This is a genomic window from Vibrio chagasii, assembly GCF_002954585.1.
GTDB classification, from domain to species: domain Bacteria; phylum Pseudomonadota; class Gammaproteobacteria; order Enterobacterales; family Vibrionaceae; genus Vibrio; species Vibrio chagasii_A.
On sequence record NZ_MSCI01000002.1, the window covers coordinates 1,667,901 to 1,684,746 of the forward strand.

The following is a 16,846-nucleotide window of genomic DNA, read 5'->3' on the forward strand; positions in this document are numbered from 1 at the left end:
AGCCTCACTTGGATTGTGCTGGATTACATAGAGGGCTAACAGAATCCATTAATATCGCTTCAGCTTCTTCCAGTTCCATTTTTTGGGCAAAGACTAGCTCTTCGGATATCAAATCCTTGATGTGGTCCACTAAGACTTGGCGATCGTCTTCTGAGATCTTCTTGCTCTGAAGGTGGCATAAGCGAACCAATAAGCTAATGACATCTAAGCCTTTGGATTCAACACAAGCTACCTGTTTATATTTTTCAATGCTGCCTAAAACACGTGTAACACTTTCTTTTGATACGAATTTCATCTTCACTCCAAAAACAAACAACGTTATTAATAATCCCTATATCTGTTGATGTTCTATCCGTGAATTATGCGTCTATCGTACTTGCGCCCAATCTAAACCACATCATTCAAAATTCACTAAAAACACACCAAATATACATTCCACACATTTTTCAAACGAACTTGATTTTTGATAGCCAAAGCGATGAAAAAAAATAGAATCGACGACAAGTTGGTCTAGGCGTGATAACAATAAAAATAATTAATTAGAAAGAAGTAGAATGATTAATGATAATTCACTTGTAATTAATGATGAGTTACATATAAACCTGAGCGATCGTTCGATAATGAATATCGAAAATAAAACCTTAATCAAATTAAGGCCAAAACCATTCCGTGTTTTACTCTATTTGCATAACCACAATGGTCGATGTGTAAGTAAAGATGAGCTTTTTAGTGAATGCTGGAATGGTGCCATTGTCTCTGATCAATCTCTAACCAATACGATCAGTACGTTAAGAAAGTCGCTCAAAACGATTGGTATTAAAAATACAAAGCTCACCACGGTGAGTAAAGCAGGCTATTTGCTTGAGAAAATATCCAATGAAGAGCTACCAGAACCCCATCTATCTACTGAAAGCCATTCACCAACTGAAACCAATATAACTTCCGAAATCCAGGAGGGTGAGACAGTAGCCGCTGCTGCAATGGATGGAGCAATGAGCGAAGTTTCAGTACCTGTCGAAGTAATCGACAACCAAGAGCCGTCGAATAAACCTCGCGAAACTTTGGTTTATCTTAAAAAGCTATTCATGTTAATGCTGGCTATTTCCTCCTTGTCACTCATTAGAGGTTGCTATAACACAAATAATATCAACAAAAATATGACCCAGCGTTTGGTGTCTACAGAAAACATCTCATATAACCTTGTTGATCATACGGGGATGTTAGACCTTGATAGTATGGAGGGAATAATCCGAGTAAGCTCATATAAGGACTGTAGAGCTAGGAATATTGATATAACAGTAACTAAAAATGGCGAAGGTGTTTTTGAGACCGACTTTTCGATAGTTTATAAGAATAAAGCCCTTAACTACTTGCATTCATTCAAAATAAAAAATGACAGTTCTGAAGTTAGAATATTACAAATATCCAAGATACTCAGCTTATGTAAACTCTCATTTTAAATAGGGCCTTATTCTCTTAGTCGTTGATATTTTTATAATAAAATCGAACGGTGTGATTTTCATTATCTGTTGGTTTGAACAAACCACATCTTATTTAGCTAGAGTTCGCTGCGCTTGAAACTGAGCTTAACTAATATAATTCAAGAGACTCAACATGAAAAAAACGCTAATCACGCTAGCGGCACTGATTTTAACTACAACGGCTGGTGCTGCGGACTACTTAACAACCAGTGAAACAGCTCCAACAGGGAAAGATAATACGCTGACTTTATACTACGAGACAACGTTCAACCTTGTCGGTAATAGCTTGGCTGTTGGTGATTACCTGCCTTCAGTAACATTGATGACAAACAAAAACCAGCCGTACGATACCACAGCAAAAACAGACAAAGTGCGTATCTTTAGTGTACTGGCTTCGATTGACACACCAGTATGTAACCAACAAGCTCAGGATCTTTCTAACTTTGTAAAAGCAAACCCTGAACTGACAGATAACATTGAATTCATCGGCCTAAGTGCAGACACGACTTTCGCACTGGATCGATTCAAGAATGAGAAAGGTATTACAGACAACCTAACTTTGCTTTCAGATGCCAAAGACCACGTTTTTGGTTTTGAATCAGGCACACAAATCAACGAGCTTGGTTTACTTGCTCGTAGCACATTCGTTGTCGATAAAGACAACAAAATCGTTCATATTCAGCGAGTTCCAGAGCTGACTATGATTCCAGATTTGGACAAAGCTGTTGAAGTAGCGAAAAAATACTTCTAATCCAGACTTCAGTAGTGGGCCATTCTGTCGCCCACTACTCTCCCACCCGGTTTCCCCGCCCTAGCTTATCTCACCAAGCCAATCCATCGTCTAAACCAACCGTCTAAACCAATCGCCCGAGCAAATCATTAATGCGTCATTTGTAAGTAATATCAATGCATAACTTACAAAAGCTTACTCAGAGAAAATACCATTTCTTGTAACATGCGAGCTTTATTGCTTGCAGATAATTTGGTTCTCTATGATAAATAAACTCATTATTCCTACTCTTGTTGTTACAACAATGCTTACTGCGTGTGGCGGCGGAAGCGGTGGCGGTAACAATAACAGTGCTTCAAAAAATGTCATTGACGCATCTAGCGCCAACTCAGTGGTTAGCCTTGGCAACAATTTCTCGCTGCAATTCAGCGTAAAGTCGATTAAAAATGGCGCAGACAAAAACGTGAACGTTGATATTACTCAGTACGGTAATAATCTAAAATCAAGCGGCAGTTTTGCTCAAGTTCATGGTATCCCTGAGCGCAACTATAAAACTCAAAATGACGCAGACATTACGTTCAAAGTAACCGCAACAAACTCGTCTGGTAAAACGTATGACGTTGAAAACTTTAATATTTACTACGAAAACTTCAACTCAACTACAACACCAGAAAAACTTGCTGTTGCGAAAGTCGAAAACAACATCAAGAACATCATTCTCTGGAAAAAAGCCGACACCGTAACCATCAACAAGCAATTCATCATCGATAGCACTGGCGACAAGTTTAATATCGACCAAATGAGACCGATGAACCTTTATGTACGCGTGGGTAACACCCTAAGTAATGCTATCCAATTTGTTCCAAGCTTTGCTCAAAGTGCTTCAGAGACGTTCGCTCGTGTTCCAACAGGTGATTGTTCTGTTATTTCAGACACAACAGGCGACTTGCTTAACAATGGCATCAAGCAACGCAGTTGCGTGGAAGCTCATGGTTACAAGATCCCTTTACTGATCGAAGACAAAACACAGAATGACGGCACGGCCAAAGTTGCGCACGTTAAGAAGATCATGCAGTACTACCTTGATAACTTCCCAGCTGAAGTGACCAAGGCTATCTACGACAGCAAAGCTGCGATGGCGTTCTTTTACGATGAAGACTGGGCTGATGGACCGAATAGAGACGCAGGTGAATATTTAGATGAGAATTACCGCTTCCAAGATCTATTCGCGACTGAAACGACAGATACTACAGCAGGCGAAAACAAGCCGGGGTTAGTGACAAAAAGAGACGCTGCGTTTGAAGAGATCATTCACTTTGTACACGACTACGGTGTGATGAATTTGGCGGTAAAATCACCTTCATCAAAGTGGGGTGTGATGCAAAAAGAACTCGATGAGCTGAATGAAAAAGCGATTCTTGCGGGCTCTTACTTTCCAAATGGAAAAGACTCGACAATCGTTGAAGCTGACCTAGATGCTGAGTCATACGATCAAGAATACCTAGCCTACTCTCTGTATGCTTACTACGACGTAAACTACAAAGGCTACAGCGCTCAAGAGCTAAGTTCCGCGACATTCACAGAGCTTCAAAAGAACGACCCTGCGATGGTGAAGTTTATGGAGAAATACTTCCCTATTCACGCCAATCTAAAAGCGAAGTTCCCAGGTTACCCGAACAACTAATTCTAGTGCCTAAGCCTCCAAATAAGAGGCACAAAAAAGCCGTATGTAATAATAACATTCGGCTTTAAATTTACGCTTTAGTGCTTACAGTTTGAAGCGACTGATTTCGCTCTCTAGCTCGTGAGACAGTTCAGACAACTGAGCTGCTTGCTCTGCCGCTTGGTGTGCTTCGTCTGCTAGCTCGTTAGACACGTCACGGATTCCCTCAGTGTTACGAGTAATCTCAGACGTTACAGACGCTTGCTCTTCTGCCGCCGAAGCAATCTGTGTCGCCATATCGCTGATACGTTCAACAGCAGCATGAATTTGCGTTAGGCTTGCAGCCGCTGAGTTTGCATCATCAACACTGGTTTCAGCCAAAGTACGGCTGTCATTCATGATGCTAACCGCTTTGCCTGTTGTACCTTGTAGCAATTCGATAGTCTGTTGAATCTCTTGTGTTGAACCGTGTGTACGTTGGCTCAGAACACGAACTTCATCAGCAACAACCGCAAAGCCACGACCTTGCTCACCTGCACGTGCCGCTTCAATCGCTGCGTTAAGTGCAAGTAGGTTTGTCTGTTCAGCGATGCCTTGAATGTTAGACAAGATAGCGTTGATGCTATTACCGTGCTCTTCAAGCTCTAGGATGACATTAGTGGCAACCTGAACTTCTTGCGCAAGGTTTTGGATTGAGCTTTGAGTCTGTGTTACCTGACCAGTACCGTGCTCACACGCACCAACCGCTTCAGATGAATTCTGTGCCGTGTGGTCTGCGTTACCCGCGATCTCTTGTGTCGCCGCTGCCATTTCATTAACAGCCGTTGCAACCATGTTGATTTCGTCTTGTTGCATCTGGATGCGAGCGCTACGCTCTTCCGCTTGCGATGCAGTTTGGCGCGCTTGGTTACCCAATGCAGCAGACACTTCACTTAGCTTGATCACCATTGTGTGCATGTTGCCCACGAAACGATTGAAGTTTTGTGCAAGCTGACCAATTTCGTCGTCGCTCTTTGGCTCAAGACGCTGAGTAAGGTCACCTTCACCTGAAGCGATCTCTTCAAGTGCAGCTGAAACTCGGTTTAGGTCGCGGAATAGGAAGCTCACCAACCAAGACACCAGTACGATCACGATAAGCGTAATCACTACAGCAGTCATAATAAGCTGAGTAAGTAGTGTTGAGTGGTTTGCTTCTTCAGTCGCTCGGTCCATCTGAACCGCGAAGATCCAGTTAGTGTTTGGTACTTTCGTGAAGTAAAGCAGCTTCTCAGCGCCACGTTCTTTGATGATCTCGATGCTACCAGTACGCACTGCGTTCTCGATGATAGGCATAGAAATGTCATTAGAAAGCTGGCTTACTGGCTTCAAGCTTAATGCTGAATCTGGGTGTGCTAGGAATGTGCCGTCAGACGCATCAATTAGCATCGCGTGCGCATTGTCACCCACATCTAGGCTGATTACGTCGTTAACCAATTGGTCGATAAGTACGTCCGCACCGACAACACCAACAAGCTGACCATTATGACGAACGGGTTCTGCGATGGTTACGAGTAGTGCTTTAGTGATTGCATCTTGGTAAGCGGTAGTAATGATCTGCTTACCTGCAGCGTTCGCTTCTTGGTACCAAGGACGTTGACGAGGATCGTAACCAGCACGGTTACGTTCAGGGTGTGAGCGGTACATGCCACCTTCTGGTGTACCTAAAAAGATATCGTCAAAACCACCCGCTACGCGAGCTTGCTTTAGGAAAGGAACAACATCGCTTTCTCGTGAAAAGTCATTAAATGCTGATGCGATATCCGTGCGAATACCAATCCAGTTTTTAATACCTTCAGATGCTGCTTCTGATACGCTTTCAGCTCGTAGGTATACGCCATTACGAGTCTGTTCAAATAGTTGGTTTGCTGATAGCCAGGTCAACGCTGTTGCCATAACTATAACAGCAGATAGGCTAGCACCTATTAACTTCTGTTTTAGTGTTAGTTTCATGTCAAAGTTTCACGAGTGGTGGGAAGTCCCGCGCATACTACCCAATATCAGTATTAAATTCGAGCGATTTCACAATTTAATACCGTAATATATTTTTATGTAAACCATAGCCTTAGCTTATGCCAATTAGTTGGCATATCGCCAAATTCAAGGCGCTATTAACGATATGGTTATTACAAAATATTTCAGCTCCGATACGCTGGAATATGTATAGGAATTGTCATGAAAATAGATAGAAATAGGCTTGAAAATAGATAGAAAAAAGGCAGGTGAGTCTCCTCACCTGCCTTCGTATTATTTATCTTTCGACCGCACTTTAAGCACGGTCGATTCACAATTTATGAGCTAGCGTTTTTCTGTACGCATACCCATTAGCAAGCTCACACACATCAGTAATAGAATGATGGTGAATGGCAGTGCCGTCGAGATAGCACCAGCTTGCAGAGCTTGTACGGCTTCAGTACCACCAACCCACAACAGCGCTACTGCAATCGCACCTTCAAGGAACGCCCAGAAAACACGCTGAGGAACCGGTGTATCCACTTTACCACCAGCGGTTATGCTATCGATAACTAGAGAGCCTGAGTCAGACGATGTAATGAAGAATACTAGCACCAACACCACTGCAATGATTGACAGCAACGTACCAAACGGCAGTGCATCGAACATTTGGAACATCGCTAGTGATACGTCGGTTAAGCCTTCACGGCCAAGTGTACCGATGTTATTTACGATTTGATCAATCGCCATACCACCAAATACTGACATCCAAATCACTGTCACAGTCGTTGGAACAATTAGAACTGCTGTGATGAACTCACGAACTGTACGACCTTTAGATACACGTGCGATGAACATACCTACGAATGGTGACCATGAAATCCACCAAGCCCAGTAGAATACCGTCCAACCGTGCAACCATGCTTGGTCTTCACGACCGTGAGGGTTACTCAGTGGAATGATGTTCTCGATGTACGCCATTAAGGTTGTTGGGATAGAGCCTAGTGTCACTGCATAACCAATTAATGCCACTAAGATAAGCAGTAAGAAAGCTACCAGCATGTTGATGTTACTAATAACTTTTACACCGCCATCGATACCACGAAGTACCGATACTACCGCAAGTAAAGTTACCACTGTAATCACGACAACTTGTAAGCCCAAGCCAGCTTCAAGGCCAAATACGTGTTGAATACCACTTGCTGCCTGCTGTGCGCCTAGACCTAGCGACGTCGCCAGACCAAATAGAGTCGCAAGCACCGCCAGAATATCAACAACGTGACCAGCCCAGCCCCATGCTCTATCACCTAGAATTGGGTAGAAGATAGAACGAATCGAAAGCGGAAGTCCCTTGTTGTATGAGAAGAATGCTAACGAAAGAGCAACCACACCATAAATCGCCCAAGGGTGTAGACCCCAGTGATACATGGTTGCGCCTAGTGCTAATTTAGCGGCTTCTGGTGTGTTTGGCTCAACACCAAGTGGTGTCTCAAACCAACCGGTGTAGTAAGCCGCAGGCTCTGCCACACTCCAGAACATCAAGCCGATACCCATACCCGCTGCAAATAGCATGGATAACCAAGACATGAATGAGTAGTCTGCTGTTGCATCAACACCACCAAGGCGGATTTTACCAAACGGAGACACGATCAAGCCTAAGCAGAAGAGTACGAAAATATTGCCTGACCAGATGAACAGCCAATCGAATGAATTGATGATTTGCCCTTTAACGCCATCCAGTGCTGCCTTTGCAGATGCGGTATCCGTAACCAGAACACCAATCAAAAACAGAGCAATCAAACCTGCACTAATGCCAAATACTGGGTTGTGGACATCGAAACCCCATTTTTGGACGTTATCCTGACCAACAGTGTAATCGGTACTGTCGATACTGTATTTATCTATACCTTTAGTCATTATCCCTCTCTACGGAATACTACTAATATCCCTTACTTACCTGTGACCCAATCACAAACTCGACCCTACAATCCAAGTAGTACAAGCTGTTGTCACATTAATTCAAATACTTGGATGTCTGAAGTTTAGCAGGTTAACTTGTTGTTTTCAGTAAACCTGAATCGGTTCGTTTGGTTTTCACCCAATATTCATATAAATACTCAAATTACCGGTGAAAAAAAAGCCGAATATGTCGGCCTTTTATTTAATATTACTTTTAGCTCAAAGCATTTTGGTGTTTAACCAATTGATTTTCTGTTCGTAAACCTAGCAATAAGCTTAGGCACATAAGCAATCATAATCATTTAACCTATGCACCATTTAGACTAATAGGCTTGCTTTGAGCTGACTGTTTACTTCAAAGGAAAACTCAATCCACAAGCCCACAATTGACAGCGTACTTGGCAAGCTCTGCAGTAGAATGAATATCGAGCTTATGCTTAATATTTTGTCGATGGGTTTCGACAGTTCGGTAGCTAATATTCAACGCCTTCGCCACCTCTTTACTGCTCTCCCCTTTCGCCACTAATTTCAGCACTGCTTCCTCACGTCGACTCAGTGGATTCTTCACAGATGGTGTCGGAGTAATTGGCTGAGTGAACAAATTTTGAGTCACTTTTTCGCAGAAATACGTCGAACCTTGATTGACCGTTTTGATGGCTTGAACCATTTTTTCAGCAGAAATTTCCTTCAACATATAGCCGACTGCACCCGACTGCATCACCTTCATGATATATTCACGGTTATTATGCATGGTCAGCATCAGCACCTTAGCTTGCGGGTTCTCTTCTTTGATTAGATGGGTGGCATCAATACCGTTCATGATAGGCATGCTAATGTCCATCAAGACCACATCTGGGCGTAAGGTCTTAACCATCTCAACCGCTTCTAAGCCGTTGCTCGCGGTACCAATCACGCTAATATCAGGCTCGAGTTCCAATCTCGCCATAAAGCCATCAAGTACCACTTGGTGATCGTCAGCAATCACAACTCGAATAACTTCACTCATTCATTAATCCCTCTAGTGTCAGTAACACTGTAATTTCCGTTCCGAAGCCAACCTCGCTCATCAGTTCAAAGTCGCCCCCGATAAACTCCACTCGCTCACGCATGTTTCTTAGGCCAATCCCTCGCTTTTCCATCGCCTTATAGGTATTAAACCCAACACCGTTATCTTGAATTAGCAATTGCAACACGTTGCCAATTTGCTGCGCGATAACCGTTACTTTGGTCGCTTGTGCATGCTTCTCTATGTTGGTTAACGACTCCTGAACCACTCGATACAAGGTGGTCGCCGCCTCCGACTTTAACTTACCCGGTTTAGTCGCGAACAAGGTTTCCACCTCAATACCCGAGTGTGCTTGAAAGTCTAAAAGCAAAGACGACAACGCGGCTTCCAAGCCAATATCATCCAATGAGCTTGGACGAAGTTGATGCGAGATGTGCCTCACTTCCTCAATGGCTCTCATCAGCGAGTGCTGCGACTTATTGAGGTGAGCTTTAAGCTCTTCACTCTGTAACTTATTACCAAGTAGCTCCAAATGGCAACGACTCGACACTAATAATTGATTAATACCATCGTGCAGCTCGCGCGCTAGATGCTTCTTCTCGTCTTCTTGAAACATCACCGTCTTATGAGCCAGTTCTTTCAGGTTGTTATCGGCAATACGATGTTCATGCATGTTGATGGCTAAAGTCAGTACGATGATTACCGCTACCGTCACACTCAAGATCACCACAATAGAGAAAAACGTGGTTTCAATGTTCTTGTTGATCGCAGACTGCATTGAGGCGACTTCTTGATGCACATCTTCAATGTACAAGCCCGTGCCAATCATCCAATCCCAGCGTTCCAACCAAGCGGCATAGCTCAGTTTAGACACCACCTCACCTGTCGAAGGCTTTTGCCACAAATATTGATGAAAGCCTCCTCCGGTTTGTGCTTCTCGTAATAAGGCTTCAATCAAGAAATCACCATCTTCATCTTGAAGTTGCAGTAAATTCTGGCCGATCAATTCCGGCTGTATCGGATGAACAAGATTGGTTCCGTGACGATCGTAAGCGAAAAAATAGCCATCCGCGCCATATCTAAGTTTAGACAATATGGCTCGAACTTCCGTTTTAGCTTGGGCTTCTTGAATATCGGGATCGTTGTATATGTGTTCGATGGCGTCGAAAGCGAGATCGACAGTGTCCTTAAGTGCATTTTCACGGGATTTGATCAGGCTGTCTCTGAAGATCTCGACCTCTTTGTCACCCAGGGTTTTAGTCTGGTGTAACGAGATCCAACTAATGCTCGCCGTAACCAGCAGCAACGGGAGTAATGTCAACAGAATCAGCTTGGCTTTTAGAGGCATTCCTTTTCCTCACTAAAAACGGCTTATTGAACATCAATAAGCCGTTTTATTTTAGCAATTTATAGATAGCCGTTGAAACATATCGTTCACATTCTTGGTATCACTCACATTCCATAAAACGCGGGGAACGCGAGAAGTGACCCAAGTACGAGTATCTGAATCACAATGAAAGGCATCACACCTCGGTATATGTCTTTGGTCGTTACACCTTTTGGTGCCACGCCTTTTAGGTAGAACAAGCTAAAGCCAAATGGTGGCGTCAAGAATGAGGTTTGTAGGTTCATTGCAATCAAGATAGCGAACCACGTCATATTGATGCCCATTAACTCAGCAACAGGCGCCAAGATTGGCACGATAATGAAACAGATCTCTACGAAGTCGATGAAGAAACCCAAAATCAAAATCACTAGCATGGTTATGATCAGGAAGCCCCACTTCTCACCAGGAAGCTGTAGCATCCACTCTTCTACCAAATAATCACCGCCAGTGTAGGTAAACGCCATTGAGAAAGCGGTCGCACCCAGCAAGATAGCAAACACCATCGCTGTTACTTTTACGGTTTCTTTAGAGGCGTCATACACCATTGACCAACTAAACTGACCATATAGCAGTGCAAGTATCATCGCACCTGCGCCACCTAATGCAGCTGACTCTGTTGGCGTCGCCACACCCGCAAAGATAGAACCCAGTACCACTATGATTAGCGCGAGCGGCGGAAGAATCGCTTTAAGCGCATCAATCACTTCTTGTTTACGGCTGATTGAATCGTCACGCTCAATTGGCTGAGCGGCTTCAGGGTGCAGTTTTGCGTATATTAAAATGTAAACAATGTACGCCCCCACCAGCATCACACCCGGCCAGATAGCTGCCTGAAACAAGTCACCAACCGGTACACCAAGTACATCACCGAGTAGAATCAAAACAATAGATGGTGGGATGATTTGACCTAAGGTACCAGAAGCACAAATGGTACCGCAGGCTAAGCCTTTGTCGTAATTGTACTTAAGCATTACTGGCAAAGAGATAAGGCCCATCGCAACAACAGAAGCACCAACCACGCCGGTTGAAGCAGCAAGTAACGAACCTACTAGTACAGTAGAAATCGCGATACCACCACGCACACCACCAAACAAGCGGCCCATAGACTCAAGTAGCTGTTCAGCAAGCTTGGTCTTTTGCAGAACAAGCCCCATGAAAACGAATAATGGAACGGCCATCAGTACCGTATTTTCCATGATCGATTGAATGCGATATGGCATGAAAGCAAACATCTCTATGCCTTCTGCCCACACACCAAAAATTAAGGCGATACCACCAAAGGTAAACGCAACTGGGAAGCCAAGTAATAGTGCAAACAAGGCTACAAAAAACATTACTATTCCAATCATGTTTAGCCTCTACTTATGATTTGCATGGATAAGGTGCGGATTAAAAATCTTGTTGAGTGAGTGCAGGATCAAACCTACGCCACTCAGTGCCATCAAGAAGAACGACAACGGGATCATGGCTTTGATGATCCATCGATATGGCAAGCCACCCGGATCGCCTGAGGTCTCACCCAGTTCATAACTCTCTTTGGCGACATCGATGCCAAACCAAGCGACGAGTAAACAAAAAGGAAGAAGAAATATAAGCGTACCTAGCAGGTCAATAATGGCTTGCGCCTTAAAGCTCAGTTGCTCGTAGAACACGTCAACTCGAACATGACCACCCGCTTTGATGGCATATGGCACACCTAATAGGAAAACAGCAGAGAACAGATGCCACTCCATCTCTTGAAAGGCAATTGAGACATCGTTGAATGCATATCTCATGACCACGTCATACACGACGTTGGCGATAAGTAAAATAAACAACATACTGGAAAGCCATCCCAGTGCATCACCGATACGATTAAATATGCGTTCAATATAAATTAGACTTCGCATTCCCGACTCCATGGAATTTGAAAAGACATCGTGCAGCTGAATTAACAAGCTGTAGGACGTAGAAAAGGTTCTTGAGCGTAATACAGGGTTTATCCTGCTTAATTATTATGTTTTAAATGAACCCTCAGCTTATTCACTCTTAAATTCTTAATAAGAAAAGCTTTAGGTTCATTTAGATTTAGTTCAACAAGGGACGATTATTTCGCTTGGCTATTTAGGTAAGCTCTGTGTGAAATATCCGTCCATGAACGTACTTGCTCTAGGTAAGCAGCTTGTGAAGCTTGAATCTCTTTTGCTAGCTCGTCTTTCTCAGCATGTGCAGCAAGTAGGCGATCGTTCGCTTCTTTCATTGCAGACATAACCTCTGGCGGGAAGTCTTTCACTTGTACATCTGGGTACTCAGTCTTCATAGAAACCCAGTTCTTACCACTTTCGTGCGTTGCTTGTGTGTACATGTCGTAAGCTGCTGTACGCATTGCAACACGCAGGATTTCTTGTAGATCTTCAGGAAGCTTGTTCCAAGTGCGTTTGTTCACTAGGAATTGAAGCTCTGAACCTGGCTCATGCCAACCTGTGTAGTAGTAAGGTGCGATTTTGTGGAAGCCCATTCGTAGATCCAGAGAAGGACCTACCCACTCTAGTGCATCAATCGTGCGACGCTCTAGAGACGTGTATAGCTCACCCGGGGCAATGTTTGTCGGTTTAGCGCCAAGCTCTGCTAGGATTTCGCCCGCAAAACCAGGGATTCGCATTTTCAGACCTTGTAGATCTTCAACACTGTTGATCTCTTTTTGAAACCACCCCCCCATCTGAATATCCGTATTACCACCTGGGAAAGACATTAAGTTATGTGGAGAGTAAACCTGCTCCATCAACTCCATACCGCCACCGTGGTAAAACCATGCATATTGTTCTGCTGGCGTCATACCGAAAGGCATAGAAGTGAAGTAAAGAGTGTTTGGAACTTTACCTTTCCAGTAGTACGAGCCTGAGTGACCCATGTCGTATTGACCAGACTTAACCATGTCAAAAACGCCGAGAGGGGCTTTGTGTTTGTTCGCTGAATCAATTCTGATTTGCAGTCGACCATTCGACATTTTCTCAGCCATCGCCGCCATGTTCTTCGTAGCGTCACCGAAGACTGGGAAGTTTGGTCCCCATGTTTCAGCAAGTTTTAAACGGTAAACCTTATCCGCAGCTGTTGCACCAGTAGCGACCAAAGCTAAACAAGCCGCAGCAGTCACCGCTACGTTTTTAAAAACTCGTGTGAGGGAGTTAGAAATGAGACTCATGTTCACGTCCTTTGTTGGGTTAACACTCTTTCTTTGAGCATTTTTTATGATTCAACATAAGAGTGCACCGCGATGAGGCAACAAGATATCAGGGAGAGCACGCACGGATACTCCGCACAGAGATACGTATTAGACCAAAGCACTAAGTAGAACTACGTAGGAGATAAATGGACGATGCCAGTTTTAAAGACTCAAGACTATTCACACGAACAATGTTTATTGATAAATACCTAAGTAGTTACAATGAAGCCGTATTAACAATTGTTTGCTATTTCGTGATGAAGCTCTATTCATCGCTTTAGTTTCGGGGGAAATTATCGGTATTTTTATTCAGGATCGCCCTAATTTGGTGCTTACTGATGAGAGGCAAAGCCAGACGTTAGCCTGAATAAGCAAACAAGAAGTTTGGAGGGAATATGAGAGTGAGTCTTTTGTTGCAGATACAAAAAAGCCTCGATAATCGAGGCTTAAAAACTTAACGAAGCGAGTATCATCCCATGGGATTAGATAGCTTTGTAGATAACCTTGTTACCTGCTAGCTGCTCTTTCGCTACTAGGTTTTCTTCAAGAAGTTTTTTCAATGCGCCTGTTGCCCATGAAGCTGCTTTCGCGTCTTCTTGACCAGCTGCTAGGCCGATACCTTTAGGGTTAATGCCTTCAGCATTGCTAACAACGATATCTAGAACTTGTTGTTGCTTAGGAGTCAGTGCTACTGCAACTTCTTTAGTTGCTGCTACTGTTTTCTCTACCGCTGGTTTTGCTGCTACAGTTTTTTCTGCTACAACTTTCTCTGCGACAGGCTTCGCTTTTTTCGGCGTTGCCACTGCTTTAACTACAGCCGCTTTAGTGCGTTTCTGCAGTTTAGCCTGCACCTTACGCTTATGAGCAAGTCTCATTGAATATTTCTCCAGTTCACTGCTCTTTTCGCAGTGGTGAAAATTTGAAGCGCGATTTATACCAAAAAACAGGAGCTATTTGTAGAGTGAAGCGCCGAAAGTCGACGAAAAATACCGATATTGTCTACTAACGTCTATTATTTAAACATCGACTTATCAATTCAGGGTCATATACACTGGTTATCCATCCAGACAAAAATATGAAAACTTGGTGTTGCCTATGGACACTCGTCATCTCACTAATTTCTCTTTGCCTTCGTTCACTCGAGCATACCGTATTCTAGCTGTTATTTTGGGCTTTATTTGCTTCATCATTGCACTTTATAGCGATAATCCAAAGTTACTGATCGTAGGCGCTTTTTGCATTATTACGTTGCTTGGAACAGGCTATTATTTAATGCTACGCAGCCGAGTGATGTTCACACTCACTCCGACACATTTCCAGCAGCACTTTTATAAAGGTGGATGGGTTTTAAAATGGAGTAATATCCAAAAAATCGGCTTGTGTACTTATGAACAAGATGGCTGGCATCAACCTCTTCCTTGGATCGGTATTAAGGTCAAAGATTACTCACCCTACTTGGATTCCATTTGCCCAAAAATCACCTGTGAACTACTGCTCAGCCAGCGTGCACTTTTGTACTTGGGAGCCAAACAAGCGGGTAAGGAGTCGAGCTTTGAAGACATGGTTCTCGACTCTTCGCATTACCACGCTCGCTGTACTGAAGCTGGCTGTGTAGAACTGAGTAAATTTAAAGAATCAGAAAACACTGAAGAGCGCTATTTTAGTGACAGCCAAACACAAGCTGCATCTGACTCCTCTAAAGCATCAAGTAACGAGAAAGCCGTCATTAAAGATTATTCTGGACTACAGGCGATGCTCGCTAACAGAATGAAATATCAAAGAGGTTTTCACGGCTACGATATTTTTATATCAACCAATGACCTAAATATTAGTGGGGAGGAGTTTGTAGGTTTGGCTCGGCGCTACCTAGCCGCTGCCGAGCGTGTTTCTGATTAACACCTAATAGGCTTGGAAAGTAAATCTATACGCTAATCCGCGATGAACCATAAAAAAAGCTTAGCTTTAAGAAGAAAAGCTAAGCTTCATTTTCAATCGTTCTGATGCTCTATGACAGACTTAGTACAAAGGCATCTCATCGGCTACGAATGGGTTTGATGCACGCTCACGACCGAATGTTGATTCAGGGCCATGGCCAGGGATGAAAGTTACATCACTGCCTAGTGGCCAAAGCTTAGTCTTGATCGATGTGATAAGCGTGTTGAAATCGCCTTGTGGGAAGTCAGTACGACCAATGGCACCGTTAAACAACACATCACCAACAAACGCTAAACGAGCTTGCTCGCTAAACAGTACCACGTGGCCGGGTGTGTGGCCCGGAGTATGAATCACATCGATAACTTGGTTACCAAACGTTACTTTGTCACCCTCTTCTAACCAAGTGTTTGGTTCAAACGCTTTACACAGTGGGAAACCGAACATTTGGCTTTGATTCTCTAGGCCTTGTAGCCAGAAGTTATCTGCCTTATGTGGGCCAACAATCTCTACCTTCAGCATCTCAGAAAGTGGCACCGTACCACCCACATGATCTAAGTGACCATGAGTCAGCACCAAGTTCACTACCTTAACGCCCAGCTCTTCGATGATTGCAGCTAGCTGTTGAATGTCACCACCTGGATCAACAACGATACCTTCCATGGTTTCATCACACCACACAATCGAGCAGTTTTGAGCGAAAGAGGTAACAGGTACAACTTGATACTTAAGAGACATATACAAACCTTAGAGGGCAAACTGAAATTTGGGCAAACTATGACATTGGATGTCTACTTTGACAAGTACCTACCGCTTTGCTCACCCATTGAGTCTTGCTCTACCAAGTTCGCACAGGGCCAGTATCAATGTGAATGAAATTGCTGCGAGCATAGTAACCAACACCACCCGCTTGTAGGCTTCTTGCTACATCTCTCAACTCTTTCAAATCAACACCATCGATACGGAAATCGATCGCTTTACCAAGCATGTGGTAGCTCTTTTTAGCAACACCACTCGACTTAGAGCGTAACGCTTCGTTTGTCGCCGGTGAACGGTAACCAGAGATGATCTGAACTTCTTTTTGAATACCCAAGATATTTTGGATCTGAGTAATCTGATCAAAGAGGTTCTTATCCATTGGGTGGATCTCATTGCGGCGGAAGTCGCGACATAGTTTGCTAAGGCGCGCCATCTCATCACCAATATAGTTAGTCCCATCGAAATAACAGGTCTCTAACCTTTCACCGGTGTGGAGGTTGTTCATGCTAATCGTTCTTGGTTGATCAGGGTATGAAGCAAAGGCAATAGAAGGAGTAAGTGAGGCAACAACAGCAGTACCACCAGCGTAAGTCAGGAACTGACGGCGTGAAAATAAACTTTGAGACATACAGCAAGAAAACCCAATTAGATCGAACAAGAAACGCACGATACATAATGGAAATTGCTGCGTCAACGCACAAAAAACGCGCAAAACGTTAGTATTTGTAACCTTTGCAC

Annotated in this window: 15 protein-coding genes; 4 read left to right on the forward strand and 11 right to left on the reverse strand. The window is 43.6% G+C overall.

What is annotated here, in order from left to right:
* Window positions 1–4: 4 nt before the first annotated feature.
* Window positions 5–295, reverse strand: coding sequence for a hypothetical protein (locus BTO10_RS15850; RefSeq protein WP_105025188.1), 291 nt, complete (start codon window positions 293–295; stop codon window positions 5–7).
* A gap of 259 nt (window positions 296–554) precedes the next feature.
* Here BTO10_RS15850 and BTO10_RS15855 point away from each other — a divergent pair, with 259 nt between their 5' ends.
* From BTO10_RS15855 to BTO10_RS15865, 3 genes are all read left to right on the forward strand, one after another.
* Window positions 555–1,460: a transcriptional regulator gene (locus BTO10_RS15855; protein ID WP_105025189.1), complete on the forward strand. Its 906-nt coding sequence runs from the start codon at window positions 555–557 to the stop codon at window positions 1,458–1,460.
* A gap of 154 nt (window positions 1,461–1,614) precedes the next feature.
* The gene (locus tag BTO10_RS15860; protein WP_061032769.1) at window positions 1,615–2,232 is read left to right on the forward strand and encodes a peroxiredoxin; all 618 of its coding nucleotides are present in this window, start codon (window positions 1,615–1,617) and stop codon (window positions 2,230–2,232) included.
* A gap of 241 nt (window positions 2,233–2,473) precedes the next feature.
* Window positions 2,474–3,895: a hypothetical protein gene (locus BTO10_RS15865; RefSeq protein ID WP_105025190.1), complete on the forward strand. Its 1,422-nt coding sequence runs from the start codon at window positions 2,474–2,476 to the stop codon at window positions 3,893–3,895.
* 84 nt (window positions 3,896–3,979) lie between these two features.
* Here the strand turns inward: BTO10_RS15865 and BTO10_RS15870 are convergent, their stop codons facing one another.
* The 8 genes from BTO10_RS15870 to BTO10_RS15910 form a co-directional block, all read right to left on the reverse strand.
* Window positions 3,980–5,863: a methyl-accepting chemotaxis protein gene (locus BTO10_RS15870; RefSeq protein WP_105025191.1), complete on the reverse strand. Its 1,884-nt coding sequence runs from the start codon at window positions 5,861–5,863 to the stop codon at window positions 3,980–3,982.
* A gap of 345 nt (window positions 5,864–6,208) precedes the next feature.
* On the reverse strand, window positions 6,209–7,780 hold the full coding sequence (locus tag BTO10_RS15880; RefSeq protein ID WP_105025192.1) for a BCCT family transporter: 1,572 nt from the start codon (window positions 7,778–7,780) through the stop codon (window positions 6,209–6,211).
* Window positions 7,781–8,189: 409 nt separating this feature from the next.
* Window positions 8,190–8,828 (reverse strand): response regulator transcription factor, encoded by a 639-nt coding sequence (locus BTO10_RS15885; RefSeq protein WP_105025193.1) that lies wholly within the window; start codon window positions 8,826–8,828, stop codon window positions 8,190–8,192.
* Window positions 8,821–10,176 carry a cache domain-containing protein gene (locus BTO10_RS15890; RefSeq protein ID WP_105025194.1) on the reverse strand — a complete coding sequence of 452 codons (1,356 nt, stop codon included), beginning with the start codon at window positions 10,174–10,176 and terminating at the stop codon, window positions 8,821–8,823. The genes BTO10_RS15885 and BTO10_RS15890 overlap by 8 nt, the downstream gene beginning before the upstream one ends.
* 104 nt (window positions 10,177–10,280) lie before the next feature.
* Window positions 10,281–11,564: a TRAP transporter large permease gene (locus BTO10_RS15895; RefSeq protein WP_008224281.1), complete on the reverse strand. Its 1,284-nt coding sequence runs from the start codon at window positions 11,562–11,564 to the stop codon at window positions 10,281–10,283.
* Between the two features lie 9 nt (window positions 11,565–11,573).
* A complete protein-coding gene (locus tag BTO10_RS15900) occupies window positions 11,574–12,104 on the reverse strand; it encodes a TRAP transporter small permease subunit (protein WP_004740180.1) in 531 nt (176 codons plus the stop codon).
* Window positions 12,105–12,301: 197 nt separating this feature from the next.
* Window positions 12,302–13,396: a TRAP transporter substrate-binding protein gene (locus tag BTO10_RS15905; RefSeq protein ID WP_004740182.1), complete on the reverse strand. Its 1,095-nt coding sequence runs from the start codon at window positions 13,394–13,396 to the stop codon at window positions 12,302–12,304.
* 503 nt (window positions 13,397–13,899) lie between these two features.
* On the reverse strand, window positions 13,900–14,292 hold the full coding sequence (locus BTO10_RS15910; protein ID WP_004740184.1) for a hypothetical protein: 393 nt from the start codon (window positions 14,290–14,292) through the stop codon (window positions 13,900–13,902).
* Between the two features lie 220 nt (window positions 14,293–14,512).
* On the opposite strand from BTO10_RS15910, the gene BTO10_RS15915 reads away from it, so the two are divergent.
* Complete coding sequence (locus tag BTO10_RS15915; protein WP_105025195.1) at window positions 14,513–15,313, forward strand: DUF2982 domain-containing protein; 801 nt, start codon at window positions 14,513–14,515, stop codon at window positions 15,311–15,313.
* Window positions 15,314–15,433: 120 nt separating this feature from the next.
* Here the strand turns inward: BTO10_RS15915 and BTO10_RS15920 are convergent, their stop codons facing one another.
* A complete protein-coding gene (locus BTO10_RS15920) occupies window positions 15,434–16,087 on the reverse strand; it encodes an MBL fold metallo-hydrolase (protein ID WP_105025196.1) in 654 nt (217 codons plus the stop codon).
* A gap of 100 nt (window positions 16,088–16,187) precedes the next feature.
* A complete protein-coding gene (locus BTO10_RS15925) occupies window positions 16,188–16,736 on the reverse strand; it encodes a YcbK family protein (RefSeq protein WP_105025197.1) in 549 nt (182 codons plus the stop codon).
* Window positions 16,737–16,846 lie beyond the last annotated feature (110 nt).

Bases quoted from the DNA above. Each gene is read 5' to 3' on its own strand.
- BTO10_RS15850 (WP_105025188.1), bottom strand. From the start codon at position 295: ATGAAATTCGTATCAAAAGAAAGTGTTACACGTGTTTTAGGCAGCATT.
- BTO10_RS15855 (WP_105025189.1), top strand. From the start codon at position 555: ATGATTAATGATAATTCACTTGTAATTAATGATGAGTTACATATAAAC.
- BTO10_RS15860 (WP_061032769.1), top strand. From the start codon at position 1,615: ATGAAAAAAACGCTAATCACGCTAGCGGCACTGATTTTAACTACAACG.
- BTO10_RS15865 (WP_105025190.1), top strand. From the start codon at position 2,474: ATGATAAATAAACTCATTATTCCTACTCTTGTTGTTACAACAATGCTT.
- BTO10_RS15870 (WP_105025191.1), bottom strand. From the start codon at position 5,863: ATGAAACTAACACTAAAACAGAAGTTAATAGGTGCTAGCCTATCTGCT.
- BTO10_RS15880 (WP_105025192.1), bottom strand. From the start codon at position 7,780: ATGACTAAAGGTATAGATAAATACAGTATCGACAGTACCGATTACACT.
- BTO10_RS15885 (WP_105025193.1), bottom strand. From the start codon at position 8,828: ATGAGTGAAGTTATTCGAGTTGTGATTGCTGACGATCACCAAGTGGTA.
- BTO10_RS15890 (WP_105025194.1), bottom strand. From the start codon at position 10,176: ATGCCTCTAAAAGCCAAGCTGATTCTGTTGACATTACTCCCGTTGCTG.
- BTO10_RS15895 (WP_008224281.1), bottom strand. From the start codon at position 11,564: ATGATTGGAATAGTAATGTTTTTTGTAGCCTTGTTTGCACTATTACTT.
- BTO10_RS15900 (WP_004740180.1), bottom strand. From the start codon at position 12,104: ATGCGAAGTCTAATTTATATTGAACGCATATTTAATCGTATCGGTGAT.
- BTO10_RS15905 (WP_004740182.1), bottom strand. From the start codon at position 13,396: ATGAGTCTCATTTCTAACTCCCTCACACGAGTTTTTAAAAACGTAGCG.
- BTO10_RS15910 (WP_004740184.1), bottom strand. From the start codon at position 14,292: ATGAGACTTGCTCATAAGCGTAAGGTGCAGGCTAAACTGCAGAAACGC.
- BTO10_RS15915 (WP_105025195.1), top strand. From the start codon at position 14,513: ATGGACACTCGTCATCTCACTAATTTCTCTTTGCCTTCGTTCACTCGA.
- BTO10_RS15920 (WP_105025196.1), bottom strand. From the start codon at position 16,087: ATGTCTCTTAAGTATCAAGTTGTACCTGTTACCTCTTTCGCTCAAAAC.
- BTO10_RS15925 (WP_105025197.1), bottom strand. From the start codon at position 16,736: ATGTCTCAAAGTTTATTTTCACGCCGTCAGTTCCTGACTTACGCTGGT.